The organism is Mucisphaera sp. (assembly GCF_965279675.1).
Lineage (GTDB): Bacteria > Planctomycetota > Phycisphaerae > Phycisphaerales > Phycisphaeraceae > Mucisphaera.
The window spans coordinates 1671177-1691341 of sequence record NZ_CBDIIJ010000002.1 but is presented as its reverse complement, the minus strand read 5'-3'; the positions used below and the strand labels follow the sequence as shown (position 1 = coordinate 1691341).

The 20165-nt window shown below is 63.1% G+C and carries 16 protein-coding genes; 9 read left to right on the top strand and 7 right to left on the bottom strand.

The annotated features are described in order from the left end of the window. Position 1: 1 nt before the first annotated feature. Positions 2-1993 carry a hypothetical protein gene (locus ACQZAB_RS07345; RefSeq protein ID WP_428388462.1) on the bottom strand — a complete coding sequence of 664 codons (1992 nt, stop codon included), beginning with the start codon at positions 1991-1993 and terminating at the stop codon, positions 2-4. A 263-nt stretch (positions 1994-2256) separates the two neighbouring features. On the opposite strand from ACQZAB_RS07345, the gene xylA reads away from it, so the two are divergent. Both xylA and xylB read left to right on the top strand, forming a co-directional pair. Further along, positions 2257-3567 (top strand): xylose isomerase, encoded by a 1311-nt coding sequence (gene xylA / locus ACQZAB_RS07340; RefSeq protein WP_428388460.1) that lies wholly within the window; start codon positions 2257-2259, stop codon positions 3565-3567. A 26-nt stretch (positions 3568-3593) separates the two neighbouring features. Further along, positions 3594-5054, top strand: coding sequence for a xylulokinase (gene xylB / locus ACQZAB_RS07335; protein WP_428388458.1), 1461 nt, complete (start codon positions 3594-3596; stop codon positions 5052-5054). Positions 5055-5083: 29 nt separating this feature from the next. On the opposite strand, the gene ACQZAB_RS07330 is transcribed toward xylB, so the two are convergent. Continuing rightward, entirely contained in the window at positions 5084-6160 is a 1077-nt protein-coding gene (locus tag ACQZAB_RS07330; RefSeq protein WP_428388456.1) for an alkaline phosphatase D family protein, read from the bottom strand. A 379-nt stretch (positions 6161-6539) separates the two neighbouring features. On the opposite strand from ACQZAB_RS07330, the gene ACQZAB_RS07325 reads away from it, so the two are divergent. The 4 genes from ACQZAB_RS07325 to ACQZAB_RS07310 all read left to right on the top strand — a co-directional run bounded on the left by ACQZAB_RS07325 (position 6540) and on the right by ACQZAB_RS07310 (position 12610). Then, positions 6540-9437: a PEP-CTERM sorting domain-containing protein gene (locus ACQZAB_RS07325; protein WP_428388455.1), complete on the top strand. Its 2898-nt coding sequence runs from the start codon at positions 6540-6542 to the stop codon at positions 9435-9437. Positions 9438-9609: 172 nt separating this feature from the next. Beyond that, positions 9610-10533, top strand: a complete 924-nt coding sequence (locus ACQZAB_RS07320) for a type II secretion system protein (protein WP_428388453.1) — start codon at positions 9610-9612, stop codon at positions 10531-10533. Between the two features lie 61 nt (positions 10534-10594). After that, positions 10595-12085 (top strand): endonuclease/exonuclease/phosphatase family protein, encoded by a 1491-nt coding sequence (locus ACQZAB_RS07315; protein ID WP_428388451.1) that lies wholly within the window; start codon positions 10595-10597, stop codon positions 12083-12085. Between the two features lie 30 nt (positions 12086-12115). Beyond that, the gene (locus tag ACQZAB_RS07310; protein WP_428388449.1) at positions 12116-12610 is read left to right on the top strand and encodes a DUF427 domain-containing protein; all 495 of its coding nucleotides are present in this window, start codon (positions 12116-12118) and stop codon (positions 12608-12610) included. Here ACQZAB_RS07310 and ACQZAB_RS07305 read toward each other — a convergent pair. From ACQZAB_RS07305 to ACQZAB_RS07285, 5 genes are all read right to left on the bottom strand, one after another. Continuing rightward, a complete protein-coding gene (locus ACQZAB_RS07305) occupies positions 12579-13487 on the bottom strand; it encodes a hypothetical protein (protein WP_428388446.1) in 909 nt (302 codons plus the stop codon). The genes ACQZAB_RS07310 and ACQZAB_RS07305 overlap by 32 nt on opposite strands. After that, positions 13484-13876, bottom strand: coding sequence for a DUF6992 family protein (locus tag ACQZAB_RS07300; protein WP_428388444.1), 393 nt, complete (start codon positions 13874-13876; stop codon positions 13484-13486). The genes ACQZAB_RS07305 and ACQZAB_RS07300 overlap by 4 nt, the downstream gene beginning before the upstream one ends. Continuing rightward, positions 13873-14874: an NAD(P)/FAD-dependent oxidoreductase gene (locus ACQZAB_RS07295; protein WP_428388442.1), complete on the bottom strand. Its 1002-nt coding sequence runs from the start codon at positions 14872-14874 to the stop codon at positions 13873-13875. Before ACQZAB_RS07295 ends, ACQZAB_RS07300 begins: the two co-directional genes overlap by 4 nt. Before the next feature lie 30 nt (positions 14875-14904). After that, positions 14905-15519 carry a mechanosensitive ion channel domain-containing protein gene (locus ACQZAB_RS07290; protein ID WP_428388440.1) on the bottom strand — a complete coding sequence of 205 codons (615 nt, stop codon included), beginning with the start codon at positions 15517-15519 and terminating at the stop codon, positions 14905-14907. Between the two features lie 148 nt (positions 15520-15667). After that, positions 15668-16645, bottom strand: coding sequence for an aldo/keto reductase (locus tag ACQZAB_RS07285; RefSeq protein ID WP_428388439.1), 978 nt, complete (start codon positions 16643-16645; stop codon positions 15668-15670). 120 nt (positions 16646-16765) lie between these two features. Between ACQZAB_RS07285 and ACQZAB_RS07280 the strand changes: the two genes are divergently transcribed. The 3 genes from ACQZAB_RS07280 (at position 16766) to ACQZAB_RS07270 (ending at position 20122) form a co-directional block, all read left to right on the top strand. Further along, entirely contained in the window at positions 16766-18139 is a 1374-nt protein-coding gene (locus ACQZAB_RS07280; RefSeq protein WP_428388437.1) for a glycoside hydrolase family 30 protein, read from the top strand. 130 nt (positions 18140-18269) lie between these two features. Further along, positions 18270-19334 carry a LacI family DNA-binding transcriptional regulator gene (locus tag ACQZAB_RS07275; protein ID WP_428388435.1) on the top strand — a complete coding sequence of 355 codons (1065 nt, stop codon included), beginning with the start codon at positions 18270-18272 and terminating at the stop codon, positions 19332-19334. Positions 19335-19378: 44 nt separating this feature from the next. After that, on the top strand, positions 19379-20122 hold the full coding sequence (locus ACQZAB_RS07270; protein WP_428388433.1) for a type II secretion system protein: 744 nt from the start codon (positions 19379-19381) through the stop codon (positions 20120-20122). Positions 20123-20165 lie beyond the last annotated feature (43 nt).

The window sequence follows — 20165 nt, the reverse complement described above, 5'->3', positions numbered from 1 at the left end:
ATCAGCGAGAGAGGGATGAACGGCTACCACGTCCAATCGCGAACAGCCCCATCGATAAAAGTATCGCTACGCCGGGCTCGGGCAGGATGGTTCCGCCTGCGAAACCGAAGTTGGTGGCGAGGATGGAGAGGTCGATCAGATCGATGACGCCATCGCCGTTGAAATCGCCCTGACCGTAGAAGCCGGCTTGCGCGAAGTGGGTGGCGAGGATCGATAGATCGATGAGATCGACGTTGAAATCCAGATTGGCATCACCAAGGGCAGAACCCAGGATCTGCTCGACCCAGAACTGCGTGTCGCCTGCGGTGGTAACACCATCGAGATCGTAGTCCCACGGCCCGCCGATGAGACCCTGCTCGATGGCGAGTGCGAGGTTTGCCAGGTCGTTTAGGTCCAGCAGGTCGTTGGCGTCGAGATCGCCCCAGACCTGCGGGAAACCCAGGGTGTCATCGAGAGGCGGGAAAGGCGGCAGAGGCGTCACATCGAGTTCGTCGAACACGCCATCGCCATTGAAGTCGCCTAGCAGCAGCAGGTCCTCGGGAAGGAGGTTGTTCTGCTGGAGGTAGAGCTGCGGGTTGGAGAGCGCCAGCGGAATCAGTTCGATATCGATCGGCTCGTAAAGCCCATTGAGGTCGAAGTCGCCAAGCACCAGATCGAAGTCGGGCGGCAACACCGAAGCCGTCCCCTGGTTGGTAAAGAATGTCAGAAGGTCCTGGCTCAGCGGGTCGATCACCTCGATCTGCGTAACGACCGAACGGCCGACGCCCGATCCTGGATCGGTTGAACCCGGTACGGTGAGATCAAAAATATCGACGATGAACTGACCGGGCTCCAGCAGGATGGGGTCGGTGAACAGCCCGCCACCCAGCCAGGGCAACGCCAGCCCGGCGTTCAAATCCGGCAGCAACAGCGGGGTATCCAGAATCTCCGAGTGCCGGAAGGCAACCAGCAGCGGCTGATCGGATGTGTTGCGGATGGTCGAGGCCAAGCCATCGGGAAGCCCTGCGGCGGCCGTGTAGTACTGATCGATCCCGGTACCGGCATTAAGGGCGATCACGCTGCCGTCCTTGGTCCAGGTCGCCTTGGCCGATTCGGCCTGCGTCCCGTCCTTGAACCGCACGCCGAAGTGCTCCAGCGAATCGGGACCGATGTCGTTCCCGGCCCAGCGGATCTTCACGCCGTCACCGGTGTCGGTGATCTCCGGATCGGTGTCGCCAAAGCCCGGGAAGGTGCCCTTGATGTCCTCGGGTTCGACGCTGCCGAGCTCGAGCTCGAAATCATTGGCGTTCATGCCGGAGTTGTTGCGGACATCGAAGTTACTGAGCGCGCCGATCACCTCGACACTCCCGGCGACGTGGGGCTCGATGGTGAAGGTCTGCGTCGGGCTCTTGCCAGCCAGCCAGGACCGGAAGCCCTCGTAGTGCCGGGATTTTGGCGGGGCACCGGTGGCCGTCGGCGAGACGCCCATGATGGAGGTGCCGTCGATGGTGCTGCTGGGGTCGAGCGCGCCGCCGGTGTACTCATCAAATAGACCGAGCAGGTGCCCGAATTCATGCGCGGCGACGTTGCCGTTGTCTTCGGTATCCCAGGTGTTGGAGGTGCTGCGAGCCGGTCCCGTCCGAACCCGAACCGTGTGGTGCGGATCGACCCAGTTCACCTCAACCTTGATCGGGAAACGCCAGGTGCCATCCTTGATGATGTCGAACTTGTCATTCCAGGTGTTCTCGATGCCGGCTTCCCAGGCATCCTTGAGCGCGTTCTGCTTAGCGGCCGAGATGCCGTCATCAAACTCGAGCTTGATATCCATGCTGATCTTCAGCGACGAATCCTCGAACGCGATGTCGTAGCCGTAATTCCAGCCGTAGTTGGGCGGGGAGGTCTGCCGGCCGGATACGGTCTCCTCGGCGATGTCATCCAGCGGCGCGGCCGGAGCAGATAGCGCCAACAGACAGATCATCGGAAAGGCGAGAGCAAGCGAGAGGTGACGACGCATGACCCAACTCCTAGGTGAGATGTCGAGGCGGGCTGACGGCAGCTGAGAAACGAGAAACGCAGAGACATGCACGCCGCCCCTCTGCATTATCAACAGATTGCGATCCCAAAAAACCCGGAGATTCCCTTACATAATTACGGTTGCGATCCTGGTCACCTCGCTTCAATCGGCCGTCCAGATCCACACGTCTTTGATACGATCACTGCATCTTCGGACAGCGAGCCCGGGGTCTTTCTGCTTCCTTCTTACGAGTCTGACGAGCCATGCCTGATTACTTCCCCAACGTCTCACAGGTTTCTTTCGAGGGCCCCGCCTCCGACAACCCGTTGGCCTTCAAGCACTACAACGCCGAGGAGCTTGTCGCTGGCAAACCCATGAAAGATCATCTGCGGTTTGCCGCGTCCTACTGGCACTGTATGAAGGGCTCGGGTGCCGATCCATTCGGCGTTGGCTGCCGGTCCATGCCCTGGCTGGAGGCTTCCGATCCGATGTCCGCCGCTCATCAGACCATGGACGCGATGTTCGAGTTCACCGCCAAGCTCACCATCCCCTTCTGGTGCTTCCACGACCGGGACATCGCTCCCGAACTGGACGATCTCGCTGAGTCCAACAAAGCCCTCGACAAACTCGTCGATCAGGCCGAGACCCTGCAGAAGCAGACCGGGATCGAGCTACTCTGGGGCACCGCCTGCCTGTTCATCCATCCCCGCTTCATGGCTGGCGCCGGAACCAGCCCCTCGGCCGATGTGTTCGCGCACGCCGGCGCTCAGATCAAGAAAGCCATCGAGTGCACCCAGCGGCTCGGCGGGCACGGGTACGTCTTCTGGGGCGGCCGCGAGGGTTACGACACCCTGCTCAACACCGATCTCGGGCGCGAGCTCGATCACATGGCCAGCCTCCTGCAGATGGCACTCGATTTCAAGAAAGAGATCGGCTTCGAGGGCCAGTTCTACATCGAGCCCAAACCCAAGGAACCGACAACCCACCAGTACGACTACGACGCCCAGTCCTGCCACGCCTTCCTGCTCAAGTACGGCCTGGAGAAAGACTTCAAACTCAACATCGAGGCCAACCACGCCACGCTGGCCGGGCATTCTTTCCACCACGAACTGGCTTACGCAGCGGCCAACAGCCTCCTCGGCTCGATCGATGCCAATCGAGGCGACATGCTCATCGGCTGGGACACCGACCAGTTCCCGACCAACCTCTACGACACCACCTTCGCGATGCTCACCGTGCTCCGCGCCGGCGGGCTGACCACGGGCGGGCTCAACTTCGACGCCAAGCTCCGCAGGCAGTCCACCGAACCGATCGATCTGGTCTATGCCCACATCGGCGGGATGGACGCCTTCGCCCGTGGCCTCAAGATCGCCGCGAAGATCATCGAGGACGGCCGCATCGATCAACTCGTCGCCGAACGCTACACAGGCTGGGATTCACCGATCGGCAAGTCGATCGAGTCGGGTCAAGCGACACTGGCGGACCTCGAGAAGCACGCGCTCAGGACCAACGTGGCGACGGCCCCGGCTGGCCGTCAGGAACTGCTCGAAAATATCATCAACGAGTACCTCTAAGACCAACCATCTCACGGAGCACCGCCATGAGTTCCTCTCTCTGGTTAGGTCTGGATGTCGGCACCCAGTCAACCAAGGCCCTGGTTCTGGATGCCCAGACTCATGTGATCGTTGCACGCGCTTCCGTGCCTTACGACCTGATCGAAGGATTGCCGGAAGGGGCCGCTGAACAGCACCCTCAGACCTGGGCCGACGCCGTGGTGAGGGCCCTCAGCCAGCTCGCAGAGCAAGGCATCGCCCTTCATCAGATTCAGGGCGTCGGCGTCTCCGGCCAGCAGCACGGCCTGGTCCTCCTCGATCAGCAGGGGTCCGTCGTCAGGCCAGCAAAGCTCTGGTGTGATACCTCAACAGCGAGCGAAGCCGAGGAACTCGGCCGGCGCTTCGGCCGACCGGTCCCAACAGGTTTCACCGCCTCCAAGATCCTCTGGGTCATCGAGCACGAGCCGGAGCACTGGGCAAAGACCGCGCACGTCATGCTCCCGCACGACTACATCAACCACCTGCTCACCGGCCGCCTCACGATGGAGGTCGGCGACGCCTCAGGCTCCGGCTTCTTCGATCCCGCAGCCCGCACCTTCAACCAGACCGAGGTCGATCTCATCAGCCCCGATCTCGCCGGTAAGCTACCCGAGCTCATCGAAGCCCCCGCGCCGGTGGGCACCGTCTCGGCCGAAGGAGCCTCCTGGTCGGGTCTGTCAGAAAATACCCTTGTCGCGGCGGGCGGCGGCGACAACATGATGTCCGCTATCGGGTCGGGCGCTGTCGAACCGGGACCGGTCGTGCTGAGCCTCGGCACATCCGGCACCGTCTTCGCCTGCACGAAAGAACCAGTGATCGACACCGAAGGGCTCATCGCCCCCTTCTGCTCATCGACTGGCCACTACCTCCCACTGCTCTGCACCATGAACGTGACCGGCGTGACCGAGGAAGTCCGACAGGCTTTCGGACTCGACCACGAGGAACTCACCCGCCGGGCCAGCAAAGTCTCGCCGGGCGCGAACGGCCTGGTCTGGCTGCCCTACCTGGTCGGCGAGCGCGTCCCCGACCTGCCCCGCGCAACTGGCTCGCTGCTCGGCCTCCGCCACGGCTGGCTGGACCCGGGCGTCCTGTTCCGCAGCGCTATCGAAGGCACCACGCTCAACCTCGCATGGGGCGCTCGCCGCATGGCCTCGCTAGGCGTCAGCATCGGGTCCATCCGACTCGTCGGCGGGGGATCTAAGAACCCGCTCTGGCAACAGATTACCGCCGACATCTTCAGCGTCCCCGTCACCACCCTCGAAGAACCCGAATCCGCCGCACTGGGCGGGGCACTTCAGGCCCTCTGGACAAGCCGGGCACAGGCCGATCCCACGACCAGCCTGACCGCACTCGCCAAACCCTTCATCCGAACCGGGACCACCCTCGCCCCCATCCCCGATTGGGCCCGAGCCTACGAGACGATCATGGCAGACTGGTGCCAATGCCTCGAACAGATCCACCAGATCTGAGCAACCACCGGTCAGCAAACAAGAAGACTTCATTCCTGCAGATCAGACAGGAACAGCGTTTGCCGGGTAAGGACCTGGCTCTGATCACCAAGAGCGACCAGGTGAACCTGCGTCTGCTCGGGATCATCATGCCAGTCGATCCTGATCACCCCGAAGTTGGTCTCCCGCGTGACCGGGCCAACACGGAAGCGATTCGGGTCGTTGACCACCGAGGGTCGCTGAGTCATACCGGATGAGGTGAAGTCCCAGATGGGATAGGGCGTGGTCTCGGTATCTCGGGAGATCTCCATCAGGTGTCGATCGCCCGAGACAATAAGCACGCCGCTGGCATCGGTCTCGTCGATCAGGTCATACAGCCGCTGACGCTCGTGCGGGAAATTGCCCCACGTCTCAAAGCCGTGCTCGTAAGAAACAACCTGAATACTCGATGCGATGATCCTCAGATCCGCCGGCTGCTGAAGCTGCTCTTCGAGCCAGGCCCACTGGGTCTCGCCGAGGATCGTCTTGCCGGTATCCGCGGTCGGCGTATAGGGCCCGAGACCCGGAACGCGCTCGGGCTTCCGGTCGATCGCATCACGGTGATAGCGCGTGTCGAGCATGATGATCTGCACCCGCCGGCGCGGCTCGCCGAAGATGCGGCTGTGATAGATACCTTCCTGCTGATGAATGGGATGGTTCCTGCGGAAGTTATAAAAGTCGATGAACTCCTTCTGCGACTCACGCCGCAGGTAAAACTCCCGGCCCGCGTCGTTCTCGCCATAGTCGTGGTCGTCCCACGTCGCCATGATCGGCGCGGTGCGCTGCATCCGTCGGTAGCCCGGCTGGGCAGCGAGCATGGCGTAGGCCTCGCGGAGCCGCTCGATATTCGGAATCGGCTCCATGACCATCCGCCCGTCCTTCATCCAGAGGTCGGCGTACTGGTTGTCACCAATAAAGAGAAACACATCCGGCTGCTGAGCGATGATCTCCGACCAGATCGGCTGTGGCTCCCGCTCCCGAGCACACGACCCAAAAACGATCGTATCGAACACATCATTCGATTGAGCCAAAAGACAGACAGGCGTCAGTGCCAGACAAACAAACCCAAGGATCGACGCACGCAGCATCTCAAACCTCCTGCTGATTGATAGCGATAGAAGCCCCAATCCTAGCAGGCTCATCCCTCCATCGCAGCACAGGTGACGCTGCTGATCGATGTGTTTTCGATGAGTATGAAAGGTGTCTACAAATTACAACATTGAAGTATAAAGCAACCATATTTCCGTTTGTGGATAAGTACCAACAAAGATGAGCGATCGATGAGATACGAAGGCCACATGCGACAGCAAGCGCAATCAGGATTAGAAATCGACTAAACACCAGCGGGCGACTTTCAGAGCTTGACGTGACGGGTAGGGTTCACGAGGCGACGTCATAGACACGCCGTGCAACCCGGTGTCGGGGAGCACTTTCTTCGTTTGGGGAACAGCTCTGGAGGATCCAAGAATGAGCCGCGCCTATCGTACGCACGTATCGACCGGCAGCCTGCTGGCCGCCACACTCGCAGGATCGGCCTTCGCCGGTTCGGCCGCTGCGACCACCATCGCTATCACCGAGTTCTACAACAACCCGTCCGGCGGGATCATCCGACCTGACGCCTCTTTCGCAGGAGATGCTGGCGTCGAGTTCATCGAGCTCTTCAACTACGGCAGCACTCCCGTCGATATCACCGGCTGGCGCCTCCTCGGCACCGCTGGCGGCGCTACCGAAGCCATCACCGGCTACTTCTTCGATCCCAACTTCCTCACCACCTCTATCCCCGCCACCGATCCCACCACGGGCAACCCCCTGCTCGAGGACGACGGCATCACCCAGCGAACCAACACCCTCTTCTCCCCGGGCACCGACTTCATCCTCGATCCCGGCGAGTACATGGTGATGATCGGCACCCAGTCCTTTAACAGCAGCCGCAGCGATCGGACCCGTGACTTCCTCGGCGGCACGCAGGCCGTCTCGATCTTCGACACCTTCTTCGATTCCTACTTCGAGGGCGTGTCTCAGCCCAACGTCGGTCTGCTCGGCCGCTTCACAGAAGATGGCGATCAGGACGACGGCGAGCAGGCGCCGCACCCAGGCTCGGTCTTCTCGCAGCAGGCCATCGCCAACGGCTCGGACGCCCTGGTCCTCCGCACCAGCGCCGCCACCGGCAACCAGACCGCCTGGTCCCTCGCCTACCAGAACGACGAGTCCTCCGGCGAATCGACCTTCCTCGCGACCAACAACTTCACCGTCACCGACTTCGGCGGCCTCGACTTCACCGGCGTTGACCGTGACAGCCTCGACCGAACCAGCACCGGCGGCACTGTCGGCGTCCGCTACGTCCAGAACGAAGCAATCATCGTCGATTCGGCCGGCGTCGAGGTGCTCGACACCAACGGTCTGGTCCAGCAGATCTTCGATCCCACCATCCCCACCGACACCGAGGGCAACCCGGTCCGCTACCCCTCCATCAACGGCAACGGCGACGCCATCCAGGACAGCTTCGCCACCCCGCTGACCGGTCCCTATACCGACCTGCTCAGCGACCCTGACCGTGACCTGCAGCCCGGCGACCCCGGCTACGTCAACGGCCCGGACGTGCTCGGCCCGGTCGACCAGCCGACCTTCGTCGCACCCGACCCCGTCCTGCAGGTGTCGCTGGTCATCGACACCGGCACCGAAGCCGGCAACGACCAGGCCGTCACCCGGGTCGCGAACCTCTCACAGCAGACGCTGGCCGTGAAGGCCGTCATCTCGGGTGTCGCCGACGTGATCGCCTCTGGCAACAACGGCCGCGTGATCGAGATCACCGCCGTCGATGACATCCCCGTCAGCGAGTTCGCCAACTACGGCATCAACGTGCTCTTCAACGGTACCTCGGGGCTGGGCACTGACACCGATCCGTTCGAGGTCGATCCCTCGATCCTACAGAACGATGGCGGAGAGGACTTCATTCCCGCTGGCACCAAGCTCTACGTCACCCAGAGCGATACCGAGTTCCAGTTCGTTTTCGCGACGACCGACGACGGCGGGCTCAACTTCGATCCCCTGCCCAACGACAACATCGTCGCCGAAGGCGGCGTCTTCATCGACGGCAACGACGTCGTAGCCCTCACCATCAACGGCGTCCTCGCTGACGGCTTCGGTACGATCGGCCGCGACCCGTCCATTGACCCGAGCCTCACGGCGTCTGAGCAGTTCCTCTACGAGGACGGCTGGGCCTACCGCAACGACAACGTCGGTCCGAACCTCAACGAGGCCTTCAACACGGCCGATGCGCAGGCCGCTCTGACCGAGACCCAACGTGCTCAGATCCTCGGCTACGACTCGGCCGACTTCACGGTTGCACCCGAGGCCTTCGACACCTTCCTGCAGTTCCCGGGCCAGGACCCGATCGCGATCGAGCGCAACCTCGACATTGATCCCTCCATCACCAACCCCGCCTTCATTGTCGATGAGAACGGCAATCCCAAGACCGGCCAGCCCTTCCCGATCGGCACGTTCGACGGCTCGGCCATCGACACCGCCAACCTCCCCGAGGTGGTCGTCGGCGTCCGTGGCGACTACTCACTGGCCTTTGGCGAGTGGGACGCCGTCGCCACCGGGCAGGTCGAAGTCAGCGGCCTCATTGGCACCGATACGGTCATCTTCGCCTTCGCAACCGAGTTGCCCGCAGGCGGCCCCGATCGCGCGACGCTGCTCACCACCCTCAACAACTCGGGCATCGCGTTCATCGACCTGGCCGATCCCGAACTCGCACCCATCCCGGGCGTCACCGACAACCCCTTCTATGACGGCTTCGACCTCGCCTTCGAGATCGTCGCTGATGGTGATGGCGCCTTCGACATCGAGTGGGACTTCTCGGCCTTCGTCGGTCAGGCCAACTCGCCCTTCACCGAGAACCCAGGCTTCTTCGCCTTCATGTACGGCACGACCGTCGTCGCAGGTGACCTGAACTTCGACGGCGTGGTCGACAGCGACGACATCGCCGAAGCCTTCCTCTTCGACGGCGAGACCGAGGCGTTCAACGCCGCCATCTTCGCCCACCTCGATCTGGAAGCCGATGGCGTCCTCGACATCAACGATGTCATCGCCCTGCTCGACGAGCAGTTCAACACCGTGCTAGGCGACTTCAACCTCGACAGCGCGGTCGACCTCATCGACCTCTCGGTGCTCGCCACCAACTTCAACGGCACCGGCGGCTACGCCGAGGGTGATGCCAATGGTGACGGCGTGATCGACCTCATCGACCTGTCGACCCTGGCCACCAACTTCGGCTTCAGCGGAGCCGCCATCCCCGAGCCAGCCTCACTGGCCCTGCTCGGCCTCGGTGGCAGCGTGATGCTCCGTCGTCGCTCGGCCTGAATGACCTAAACGCACACACTCGGATGCCGGAAACGGCGTCCGAGTGCTTTGGGGAAGAGATCGACAAGGGGAGGGGCGCCAAGCATTGGCGGACACAACGGCCGCCGCCTTGCGGCCACGACATCGATCCACGCAGCAGGCTTCCACACCCTGCACCAAACGGAGACCACCCATGACCAACCGCTACCAGGCCCGTGAAGGCTTCACCCTCATCGAGCTGCTCGTTGTCATCTCGATCATCGCGCTCCTGATCGGCATCCTGCTCCCGGTGCTGGGCTCGGTCCGGAGCACAGCCAGACAGATGATCTGCCTGGCCAACCAGCGGTCACTGCTCCAGGCCACAGCGACCTACCACGTCGACTACAACCTCTTCTACCCGCAGCCCGCCGGGTCCGAGAGCATGCTCGAAGAGTTCGGCGACTCGAACTCCTGCTGGTACAACATCCTCGACCCCTACCTCGGACTCGCCGACAAGGGCGAGATCACCGACGACGAGCGTGGTGACGCCCGCGAAGACCGCAACTACAAGCAGGACCCGGTCTGGGAGAGCTTCGACTTCCAGAACCTCGAGTACAACCGCACCATCAAGATGAACAGCTACTTCGGGCGGCCCGGCGACCTCAACGGCGAACTGATCTTCGGCAGACGGGGCGTGCTCCGCTGGGTCCGCCACGATCTGATCGAGAACCCCTCCAACACCGTCGTCTACTTCGACGGCATGGCCGAAGACCTGATCGACTCGGTCGATCACCCCTTCGATTACAGCGTGCCCGGCCACGGCGCCGCGGGAAGCAACGACGGTGAGACCGATGTCCGCAAGCTCTACAACGGCCGCGCTGACCTTGTCGCCGTTCGGCACTCAGGCGGGGCCAACGTCGCCCTCGCCGACGGCTCCGCCACCCACAGCGTCCAGGAAACCGTCGAGCAACCGATGCGGACCGGCATCGCCTCGGGCAGCATCCTTGTGGACACCTGGCTCCGCGAAGACAGCCTGCAGAACTTCAACCGCCAGACAGGCGAGAGCCTTGGGCGTCAGGAATGGACCTGGAAGATCAGAGGCATCGACTTCGATGACGCCCGACGCATCCTGAACTAAGCGGCCTCCGGGCTGGTATCGTTCTACCCGGGAATAACCTGATCCTCAGGAGGCGCTGTCGATGCGTTCATGGCTGCTCGGTGCATGTATCTGGATGGGCTCGCTCAGCGGGTCCTCGGCGATGGCTCAACCCATCGCCTTCGATGGCGAGATCGCCGACTGGCCCGAAGGCACATGGGCCCTCGCCAACCCGACCCACCTCAAGCTCCGACTCGATTTCGACCAGCTCGCCGCCCTCGGCCGTGGCGGGGAACGGGTCGAGATCGCTATCGACATGGACGCCGATGACACCACCGGCTCCCCCGGTCATCGTGAGCCCGGCGCCGATCTGGTCATCACCCTCAACGAGCCCTACGAGTGGCGGGGCCAGCCCCGAACCGGCAACGCCGCCATCGGTTTCGACGCCGACGGCCGCGAGGTCACCGTCGAGATCGGAACCACCCGGGTCAACTACCTCCCGACACACGCCGCCGAATCCTTCGAGATATCCATCGCCCGCAGCCCGGACCTGCCCCACATGCTCACCCGCCGGGGCCTGCTCTCGGCCGGGCAGGGCCAGATCACCGTCCAGCGACTGGCCAGGGAATCCGGCGCCGCCCTCGGCATGCCCCAGCGCACCACGGTCACCTTCCCGGCCCTCGCCCGGCTCGATCAACCAGTGCCCGCCCAACTCCCACCCAGAACACCCGGCGACCTGCGCGTCCTCGCCTACAACGTCCTCTGGGCCAACCCGATGAAAGCGGCCCCGGACGGCCCGGGCGCCGAACCCTTCGTGCGCATGTTCCAGGCCATGAACCCCGACGTGCTCCTGATCCAGGAATGGTACGACCGCAACGTCGAAAGCGATCTCACCGTCGCCCAGCGCGAAGCCCGCATCGCCGACTGGTTCAACACGCACCTGCCCGACAACAACTGGTCGGTCGTCGGCTCGGTCGGCAACGGCGTCTACATCGTCAGCCGATTCCCCGTCCTCCATCGCGGACCCGAGGAAGTCCGCTTCGAAAGCGAAACCCGCTGGAGCTTCCCGGTCCGCATCGCCTCAGCCGTGCTGGACACACCCGACGGACCGGTGGTCTTTGGCAGCACCCACCTCAAGTGCTGCGGGACCCTCAACAGCCCCGAAGATATCCGCCGCAGAGAAGAAGCCGCCGCCATCAACTCGGTCCTCAGCGGGCTCAGCGCCATCGATGGCGGCCGATACCCCGTCGTGCTCGGCGGCGACTACAACCACAATGGCCACCCCGACGTCGTCGAAACCCTCCTCGACGGCCTCGATGCCGACGGATCACCGCTGGAACTCCTGTTCCCACGCGTGCTCGGCACCAACGAGGTCTATACCCACGGCACACCCGCTCGCGGCACCCGGCAGAACCGACTCGACTACATCAGCCCCGCCGACGCCCACTTCACCACCACCGCAAAGTTTGTGCTCGATACGACCCGTCTCGACACCGCCAGCCTACGGGCAGCCGGCCTCGAACGCGATGACATCGAAGCCAGTGACCACCTGCCCGTCGTCGCCGATCTCAGACCCAGACGCACGTCACCCTGATCGCCGCCAGTCACGGGTCTACGATCCGCCATGCGACCCCAACCCATCCAGCCCGGCCCCGGACAGGAATCCGTCTGGGACTACCCACGCCCACCCCGACTCGAACCCGTCCCCGATCGCCTGCGCGTCGTCTTCGCCGACCGGGTGATCGCAGATACCCAAGCCGGCTATCGCGTTCTCGAAACCAGCCACCCGCCAACGTACTACCTCCCGCCAGCCGACATCGAGCCGGAGGTGCTCCAGCGAACCACCCACCAGTCCGGCTGCGAATGGAAGGGACGCGCCCACTACTTCGATATCGTCGTCGGTGACCGCTTCGCCAAACAAGCCGCGTGGGGCTATAGCAACCCGACGCGACCCTTCGCCGCGCTCCAGGACTTCGTCTCTTTCTACGCCGAACCCATGGACGCCTGCTACGTCGGCGACCACCTCGTCGAGCCCCAGCCCGGCAACTTCTACGGCGGCTGGGTCACCCCCACCATCGTCGGCCCCTTCAAGGGCTCGCCCGGGACGTGGGGGTGGTAGCCGAACGACCGACAACCGCGATCACCGTCACGATCAGCAGACACACGCCCGCTACAACAAGGAAGCCCAAGCTCACCATCGTCACATCAAACCGATCACGCCCCGCAAACGTCTGGATGCTCGCGTAGACGGTCAACATCAGAATCGCCACGTTCATCGCATGCAGCGACAGCAGCCGCGATCGCTCTGGCACGCCCCACCGCAGCATCACCCAGGCCGACACCGGCAGGAACTGCAGCGCGTGGATCGGCATGCCGTGCACGAATTTGATCAAGCCCGCTTCGCCGTAGACGCCGGGGTCGAGCCCCTCCATCGCACGAGGGGTGCCATAGACCAGCATCCAGAATCCAAACAGACAACTCAGCAGCAACCAGATCATCCCCGCCCGAATCGCAAAGCGGGTATCGCTCGCCCCAGCCCGGATGGGCATCAGGCTCCGGATCGTCAGCGCAACGATCCCCAGCGTGATCACACCGATCAGCACATCAATACCGATGTGCACCGCCGTATCGAAAGCCGTCTCGGTATTGAAGTGCGACGGCACCCCACGCCAGGCCTGCATCGTGATCAGACCCACTTCCACCAAACCCGCCAGCGCAACCACCACACCGGCATACGCAACCCAACGCCGCCGGCGATGCAGCAGACAGGACAACACCCAGCCGAGCGAGAGAAACGTCACCCCGGTCGACAGCCCGAAGAGAATCGGCTTACGCCAACTCACCGCACCCTCCCAGGGCAGATCATCAAAAAGATAAACCGGCACGTGTAGCAGACCCGAGACGATCATGAACGCCCCGCTCAGGTAAAGCGCTCGCTCGCCAAGGCCCCCTTGCCGCCAGAGCTCCCCGGCTGTCACGATGGCCGCTCGGATCATGCCGGCAGGCTACCGCTTGCACCCAGCCACCACCACCAGACCAGATCAAACACCAACAGGAACAAACCCTGCACGAACACCGCCAACCCAAACCCACGCAGCATCGGCGAAGCCCGCGTCATCAGCCAGACCGCCGCCGCGAGATACCCCACATCCAACCCGGCATTGATCAGCAGGATCCGACGCAACGCCTGAACATCCGTGGGCGGGTTGAACAGCGCATAAAGCACAATCGCCAGATTGACCACCGCCCACAAACCGCTCATGAACCAGAAGGCTCGCCACCGCCCGCTACCCTCCGATCGCCAGAGCGCGATCGTCGCCGCACCCACCCAGATCAGCGACCAGCCCATCAGGATGCCAAGCCCAGGCGTCGTCAGCTCGTTCATACCAGCCGCCCAAGAATCGCCTCGGCCCCCGCCAGACCCGACAGATACGCCGACTCCACGCGATCACCCAGCAGCCAGTCCCCGCACACCGTCAGCGACGCCGCCGCATCATCAAGACAGGCCTGCCCGACCGGATCACCGCTGAACGCATACCGCCACCGATGCGCCCGAGCATGGACCGTTTCAGGGACTGACAAACCCAGTTCACCCAGCGTCTCGCGAAGCACTCCCATCAACGGCTCAACCGCCGCTTCTCGATCGAGTTCGAGATACTCCCGCGTCCAGGGCTCCGCCGCCTGAAACACCCAGCACTCCGGCCCACTCGTCGGCCGCCCGGGCTTGCTGCTGTTGCAGGCCAGCCACCCCGCCGATGCATGATCTTCCCACCGCACCGCATCGAAGCCCCAACCCGTTTGCTCCTCAAACGCCACCATCAGCGTCCAGTTGGGCTTCATCTCACAGCGACCGGCAGCCTCCGCAAAGCCCGAATGTACAGGCCCAAGCAGCTGTGCCGCCTGTGGAGCCGGCAGCGCCAGCAGCACCGCGCGATGTGCCTCCGAAACCGTCTCATCCTCCAGCCGCGCGCACCAGCCGTCGTCATGTCGAGCCAGCGAAGTCACCGCCTGCCCGAAGGCCACATCGACATCATCCTGCAGATACCCGACGACACGATTCATCGCCGGTAAACCGACATAACGACCACCCGTCTCCTCCACCTCCAACGCCCCGCTCTCTACCCGTGCAAACCGCGCGTCCCAAAGACCGATCACCCCCGCCTCCTCCCAGGCCCGCAAGGCCTCCGCGAACGCCGCGCTCTTCGCGCTGAGGTACTGCACACCATGGTCAAAAGCCAGCAAATCCCGCTGCCGGGTCGATGCCCGGCCACCCGGCCCGCGCCCCTTGTCATAAACCGTGCACGACAACCCCGCTTGCTTCAGCAAACGCCCAGCCGCACTTCCCGCCACGCCCGCACCGATGATCAACACGTCCTTAACCATGGAGGATCCTAGGCGACCCAACCCGACCAACTAACCCTTCGACGACGCACCCTCCCCACCCGGCCCCGACTGACTCTCGAGATGCTGATCGAGTTCGACCCGCACCTCTCCGGGCAGCCGATGGATCGCTCGCTGAAAAAGCAGATTGTTCGGGACCTGCACCAGCCCGCCCTGCTGCGGCTCCAGCGTCGTGTACAGCAGCGAAAAATCCACAACCCGCCCCTTCCAGCCATCGCCCATCACCTCGATCGTGTCGCCGATCATGAACGGCCGCGCGATCATCAGGATGAAGGAGCACAGAATATTACTCAGCACCGACCAGACCGCCACAAACCCGATCGCGATCATCGCCAGGATCGCTGTCAGCGACGCCCAGGCACCCGCCAGAATCCCCAGGGCCTGCAGGCTGAAGAAGATCGCCGCGAGCACCGCCACCCAGAACACCAGCTTCTGAAAAATCGCCGCCACCCCCGCGGACACCTGCTGCCGCTTGCAGACCGCCGCGATCCCCCGCCGCGCGATCGCGTGCAGCACCCCGACAATCACCAGAACGATCACCACCGGCGTGGCATAAACCACCACCACCAACAAACCGTCCACTAACAAGCTGTTGGCCGGCTCTACATACGTCGCGGTTTCTTCCATCTCTTGGCTCTAACTCTCAAGGGTTTGTCTATACAGGCACCGCTGAAGCTAAGTTTATAGACGCCCGCTCTGAAACTTTCTTGAGACAGCACACCCCACCCGTACCAACCCGGAACTCCGACAAACAGCCCCCACCCCCTGCTGACCGCTAAACCGTCACCGACCGATGCGCATCCTCATAGCCCGGCAACTCATAAGGTGCCGGGTAATCACCCAGCCGTGCACTGGCCACGCGGTGCAGTTCATCTCGCCTCGCCTCGTCCAACGGCTCGAAGTTCGCCGCGATCTCAGCGTTCTGCTCGAGATGCACCAGCTGATCCAGACCGATGATCGCACAATGCACGCCCGGCAGACTCCACGCATAACCGATCATGTCCGCCGGCTTGAGATCAGCCTCACGCGCCCTTCTAAAAATCTTCATCGCGATCACCCCCATCCGCTTCTCCCGCGCCAGCTTCAACGTCTCGCTCTCGTACCTGCCGGCATCCGGGCGCGTCACCGGAAAAATCGTCAGAATCGCATCGGGATCAAAACGCGCCACCGCATCCGTCAGGATCTGCGCCCCGCTGTGACCCGTCACGCCGAACGCATCAATCACCCCCTGCTCCTTCAACTGCCGAACGGCCCGCAGACAACCCCGCTCCATCCGGTCCAGATCATCCTGCCCCGGCTTCAGATTGTGCAGGTGAAACAGATCAATCCGGTCAACGCCCAGGTTACGCACACTCCGGTCGAACTCTCGCATAAACCCGTCGTAATCCCGAGCACCACTCTTGCTGACCAGATAGATCCGCTCCCGATGCGCCCGCACCACCGGTGCGATCATCTCCTCCGACGGCCCATACCCACGCGCCGTATCGAAATAGTTGATCCCATGATCGAGCGCCTTGACCAGCAGCGCCTGCCCCGCCTCCCGATCCCGCTCAAAAGGCGACGTAAACGCAGAACCCAGCCCCAGCCCCAGCATCGACACCTCCGCACCAATCTTCCCCAGCCGCCGACGGGGAACCACCAGCCTCCCACCCTCGTCAGCCCGAGCCGCCGCCGAGGAAGCCCCCACCCCCGAAGCCAGCATCCCGGTCACCGCCGCCGTCTTGAGAAAGGCCCTTCGCGTCGACTCCGCCATCGTGAATGCTCCTGAATCACCTTGTTTACAAGCCCCAGCCTAACAGGCCCACCCCCACACTCACAGACAAAACCGCCGCCCATCCCTGAAACCACCGCAGGAACCCCTATCATCCCCGCCATGACCACCACGCCCTCACCGAGCATCGCAACCACGACTTTCGATGTCCACCTCACCGCCAAACAAAGCGACCACCGACTCGCTCCCGCCGGCGTCATCTCGCTATCCACCGAGCCGACCGACGCCCTGATCGACCTCAGCATCGACCCGACCCAGCGCTTCCAGACCCACCTCGGCATAGGCGGCGCACTCACCGAATCCTCTGCGATCAACTACCAGCAACTCGACGACGCCGGCCGCGAACAACTCCTCAACGACTACTTCAGTTCGACCGTCGGACACGGTTACACCTTCTGGCGAACCCACATCCACGCCTGCGACTTCTCCCGAGGCGGCTACACCTACGTCGAAGACGGTGACGCCAGCCTCAAGAGCTTCTCGCTCGACGCCGACCGCCCCGCCCTGCTCCCCTTCATCAAGGACGCCCTCCAGGTCGCCGACCGCCCGGTCTCCCTCCTCGCCTCACCCTGGAGCCCGCCCGCCTGGATGAAAGATGCGCCCTCCATGAAGCAAGGCGGCCGCCTGCTCCCCGAGCACCGCCAGACCTGGGCCAACTACTACGTCCGCTACATCCAGGCCATGCAGGACGAGGGCATCGACATCTGGGGCGTCACCGTCCAGAACGAGCCCGAGGCCGTCCAGACCTGGGAATCCTGCCTCTACTCAGCCGAAGAAGAACGCGACTTCGTCCGCGATCACCTTGGACCCACCCTCGAAAACGCAGGCCTCGGCGACGTCAAGATCATCGTCTGGGACCACAACCGCGACCTGCTCTTCGACCGCGCCAGCACCGTCTACGACGACCCCGAAGCCAGCAAGTACGTCTGGGGCGCCGGCTTCCACTGGTACTGCGGCGACTTCTTCGAGAACGTCCAGCGAACCCACGACGCCTACCCCGACAAGCACCTCATCTTCACCGAGGGCTGCCAGGAAGGCGGGCCTCACATCGGCTCCTGGGCCACAGGCGAACGCTACGGCCGCTCCCTCATCAACGACTTCAACCGCTGGACCACCGGCTGGCTCGACTGGAACCTCCTCCTCGACGAAACAGGCGGGCCCAATCACGTCAACAACCTCTGCTCGGCTCCCATCCTCCTCGACCGTCCTTCAGGCAGGCTCATGCACCAGAGCTCCTACGCCTACCTCGGCCACTTCGCCCGCTTTATCCAACCCGGCGCGACCCGCATCGGCTGCCGGGTCAGCCACGCCGACATCCTCGCGACCGCCTACGAAAACCCCGACGGCACCCTCGCCATCGTCATCATGAACGCAGGCGACTTCGACTTCCCCGTCCGCCTCAGCCACACGAGCCACCAGGCCACCCTCAACGCCCCGGCCCACAGCATCCAGACCCTGATCTCGCAGACGGCCTGAAACACCCCCGACCCGTTTCAGAAATCCGAAAAGAAAGGCTTGACACCCCTCCGAGACGGGTTACTATTTCTCTGCGTTTAGATTTGTTTCGGCTTTTGTTTCAGCTTGTTTCATATATCGAGACCCACCCATGGCCACGGTCCGCGACATTGCCAGCTCCCTAGGCGTCTCCCCAGCGACCGTCTCACGCTCGCTGAACAACGCTCCGGAGGTCAGCGAGCACCTCCGACGCAAGGTCATCGACGAGGCCAAACGGATGGGCTACGTCGCCAGCCGACGCCGACCACGCACCGGCACCATCGGGATGATGTTTGTTAATGAAACATCCGGGCCGATGTTCAGCGGCTACGACGCCACCATCTGGTCAGGCGTTGCCCGGGCCGCCGCCGCCTCCGGCTACGCCGTTTCCGTCTTCGACCCCCGCCAGCGGCGAGAAGGCGAAGGCTTCGAGGCGCTCGCCGCCCGGCTCCACCTCGACGGCCTGCTCATCCGCAACGATTGGCAGACCCGCGAACTCGCCCAGGAAATCGCCGATACCGACCTCCCCACCGTCGTCGTCGCCGACCGCTTCGACCACGGCCACGCCAACTACGTCTGCTGCAACTCAGCCGCACCCAGCCGCCAGGCGATCGAGCACCTGCTCCACCTCGGCCACGAGCGCATCGCCCTCTGCCACCACGTCCTGATCGACACCGACCACCGCGACCGCATCGATGCCTACCACGACGCCCTCCGCGACGCCGGCATCCAGCCCGACCCGCAACTGCAGATCGGCATCCGCGCCGATGTCGAAGGCGGCAGCGCCGCGCTCAGCCGCTTCCTCTCCCTCCCCGATCCACCCACCGCCATCTTCTTCACAGACCCCCCTGCCACCGTCGGTGCGCTCCGCCGCGCCGTTGAGCTCGGCCTCCGCGTCCCCGAAGACCTCTCGATCATCGGCGTCGACGATGAAGACCTCCGCCGAATGACCCACCCCGTCTACACCGCCGTCTGCCAGGACGCCGCCGAGATCGGCTACCAGGCCGCCCGCTGGCTCTGCCGCTCCCTCGCCGGCACCGCCAGCGCCACCGAACCCGACGCCCGTCTCAACCTCGAACTCGAAGCGTTTCTCGAAATCAACAAGACCACCGCCGCCCCACCCTCACGCGCCCTGCGCATGAGCCCCAACGGTCACCGCATCGACGCCGCATCCTGAGACTCGAACACAGCGATTCCCCTCCTCCGTATTGGAGTGCCCCGATGAAACCCGCCCGCCTCACCAACACACACCGCGCCTTCACGCTGATCGAACTGCTCGTCGTCATCAGCATCATCGCACTGCTGATCGGCATCCTGCTGCCAGCGCTGGGGGCGGCACGTAACGTGGCTCGAACTGCGCAGTGTGCATCAAATGTTCGTCAGCAGGTTCTAGCGATCGTGACTTTCGCCACAGACAACCGAGAGAGCCTACCACTCGCTAAGAACTACGATTTCCCCAATGAAACCAGCATTTCTGGAGTTAGTGACACTGTTGATGATTTTCAACAAGATCTGCTGACACCATACATCGGTGGTAGTGAGGGAAATGGCAACTTCTCACCCGTGTTCGTCTGCCCAAGCACAGAGGGTGGGGCAGGGCCAGACTGGCTCAGAGCAACTGACCCTCCTGTCACCCACTACCGCTATAACACGTATGCAGCGTATTGGTGGCCATCGCTAACCAACCGAGAACTGACAGCCTCGAATTTATCAACGCCTACCTCAGCGACAGATGCAGTGATTCAGTACGACGTGATGTGGTACGCAGAGCAGGATAATCCTGCTAATGACTGGCAGCTCGAAAACTACCCGCACGCCTCTTCAATCAATGTGGGATATATGGACGGCCACGTCACAACAGTGTCTGGAGAGGTCTACCTTGAGCAGAGTTCGCTGGGCAAGAACTTCGCTGAGCAAGTCAACCCCTTCCTCATAAATGGTTGGCCGTACCCTCCCGAGAATTAAGTCTGTGATGTAACCGCACCATAGTATGAACAAAAACTACTGC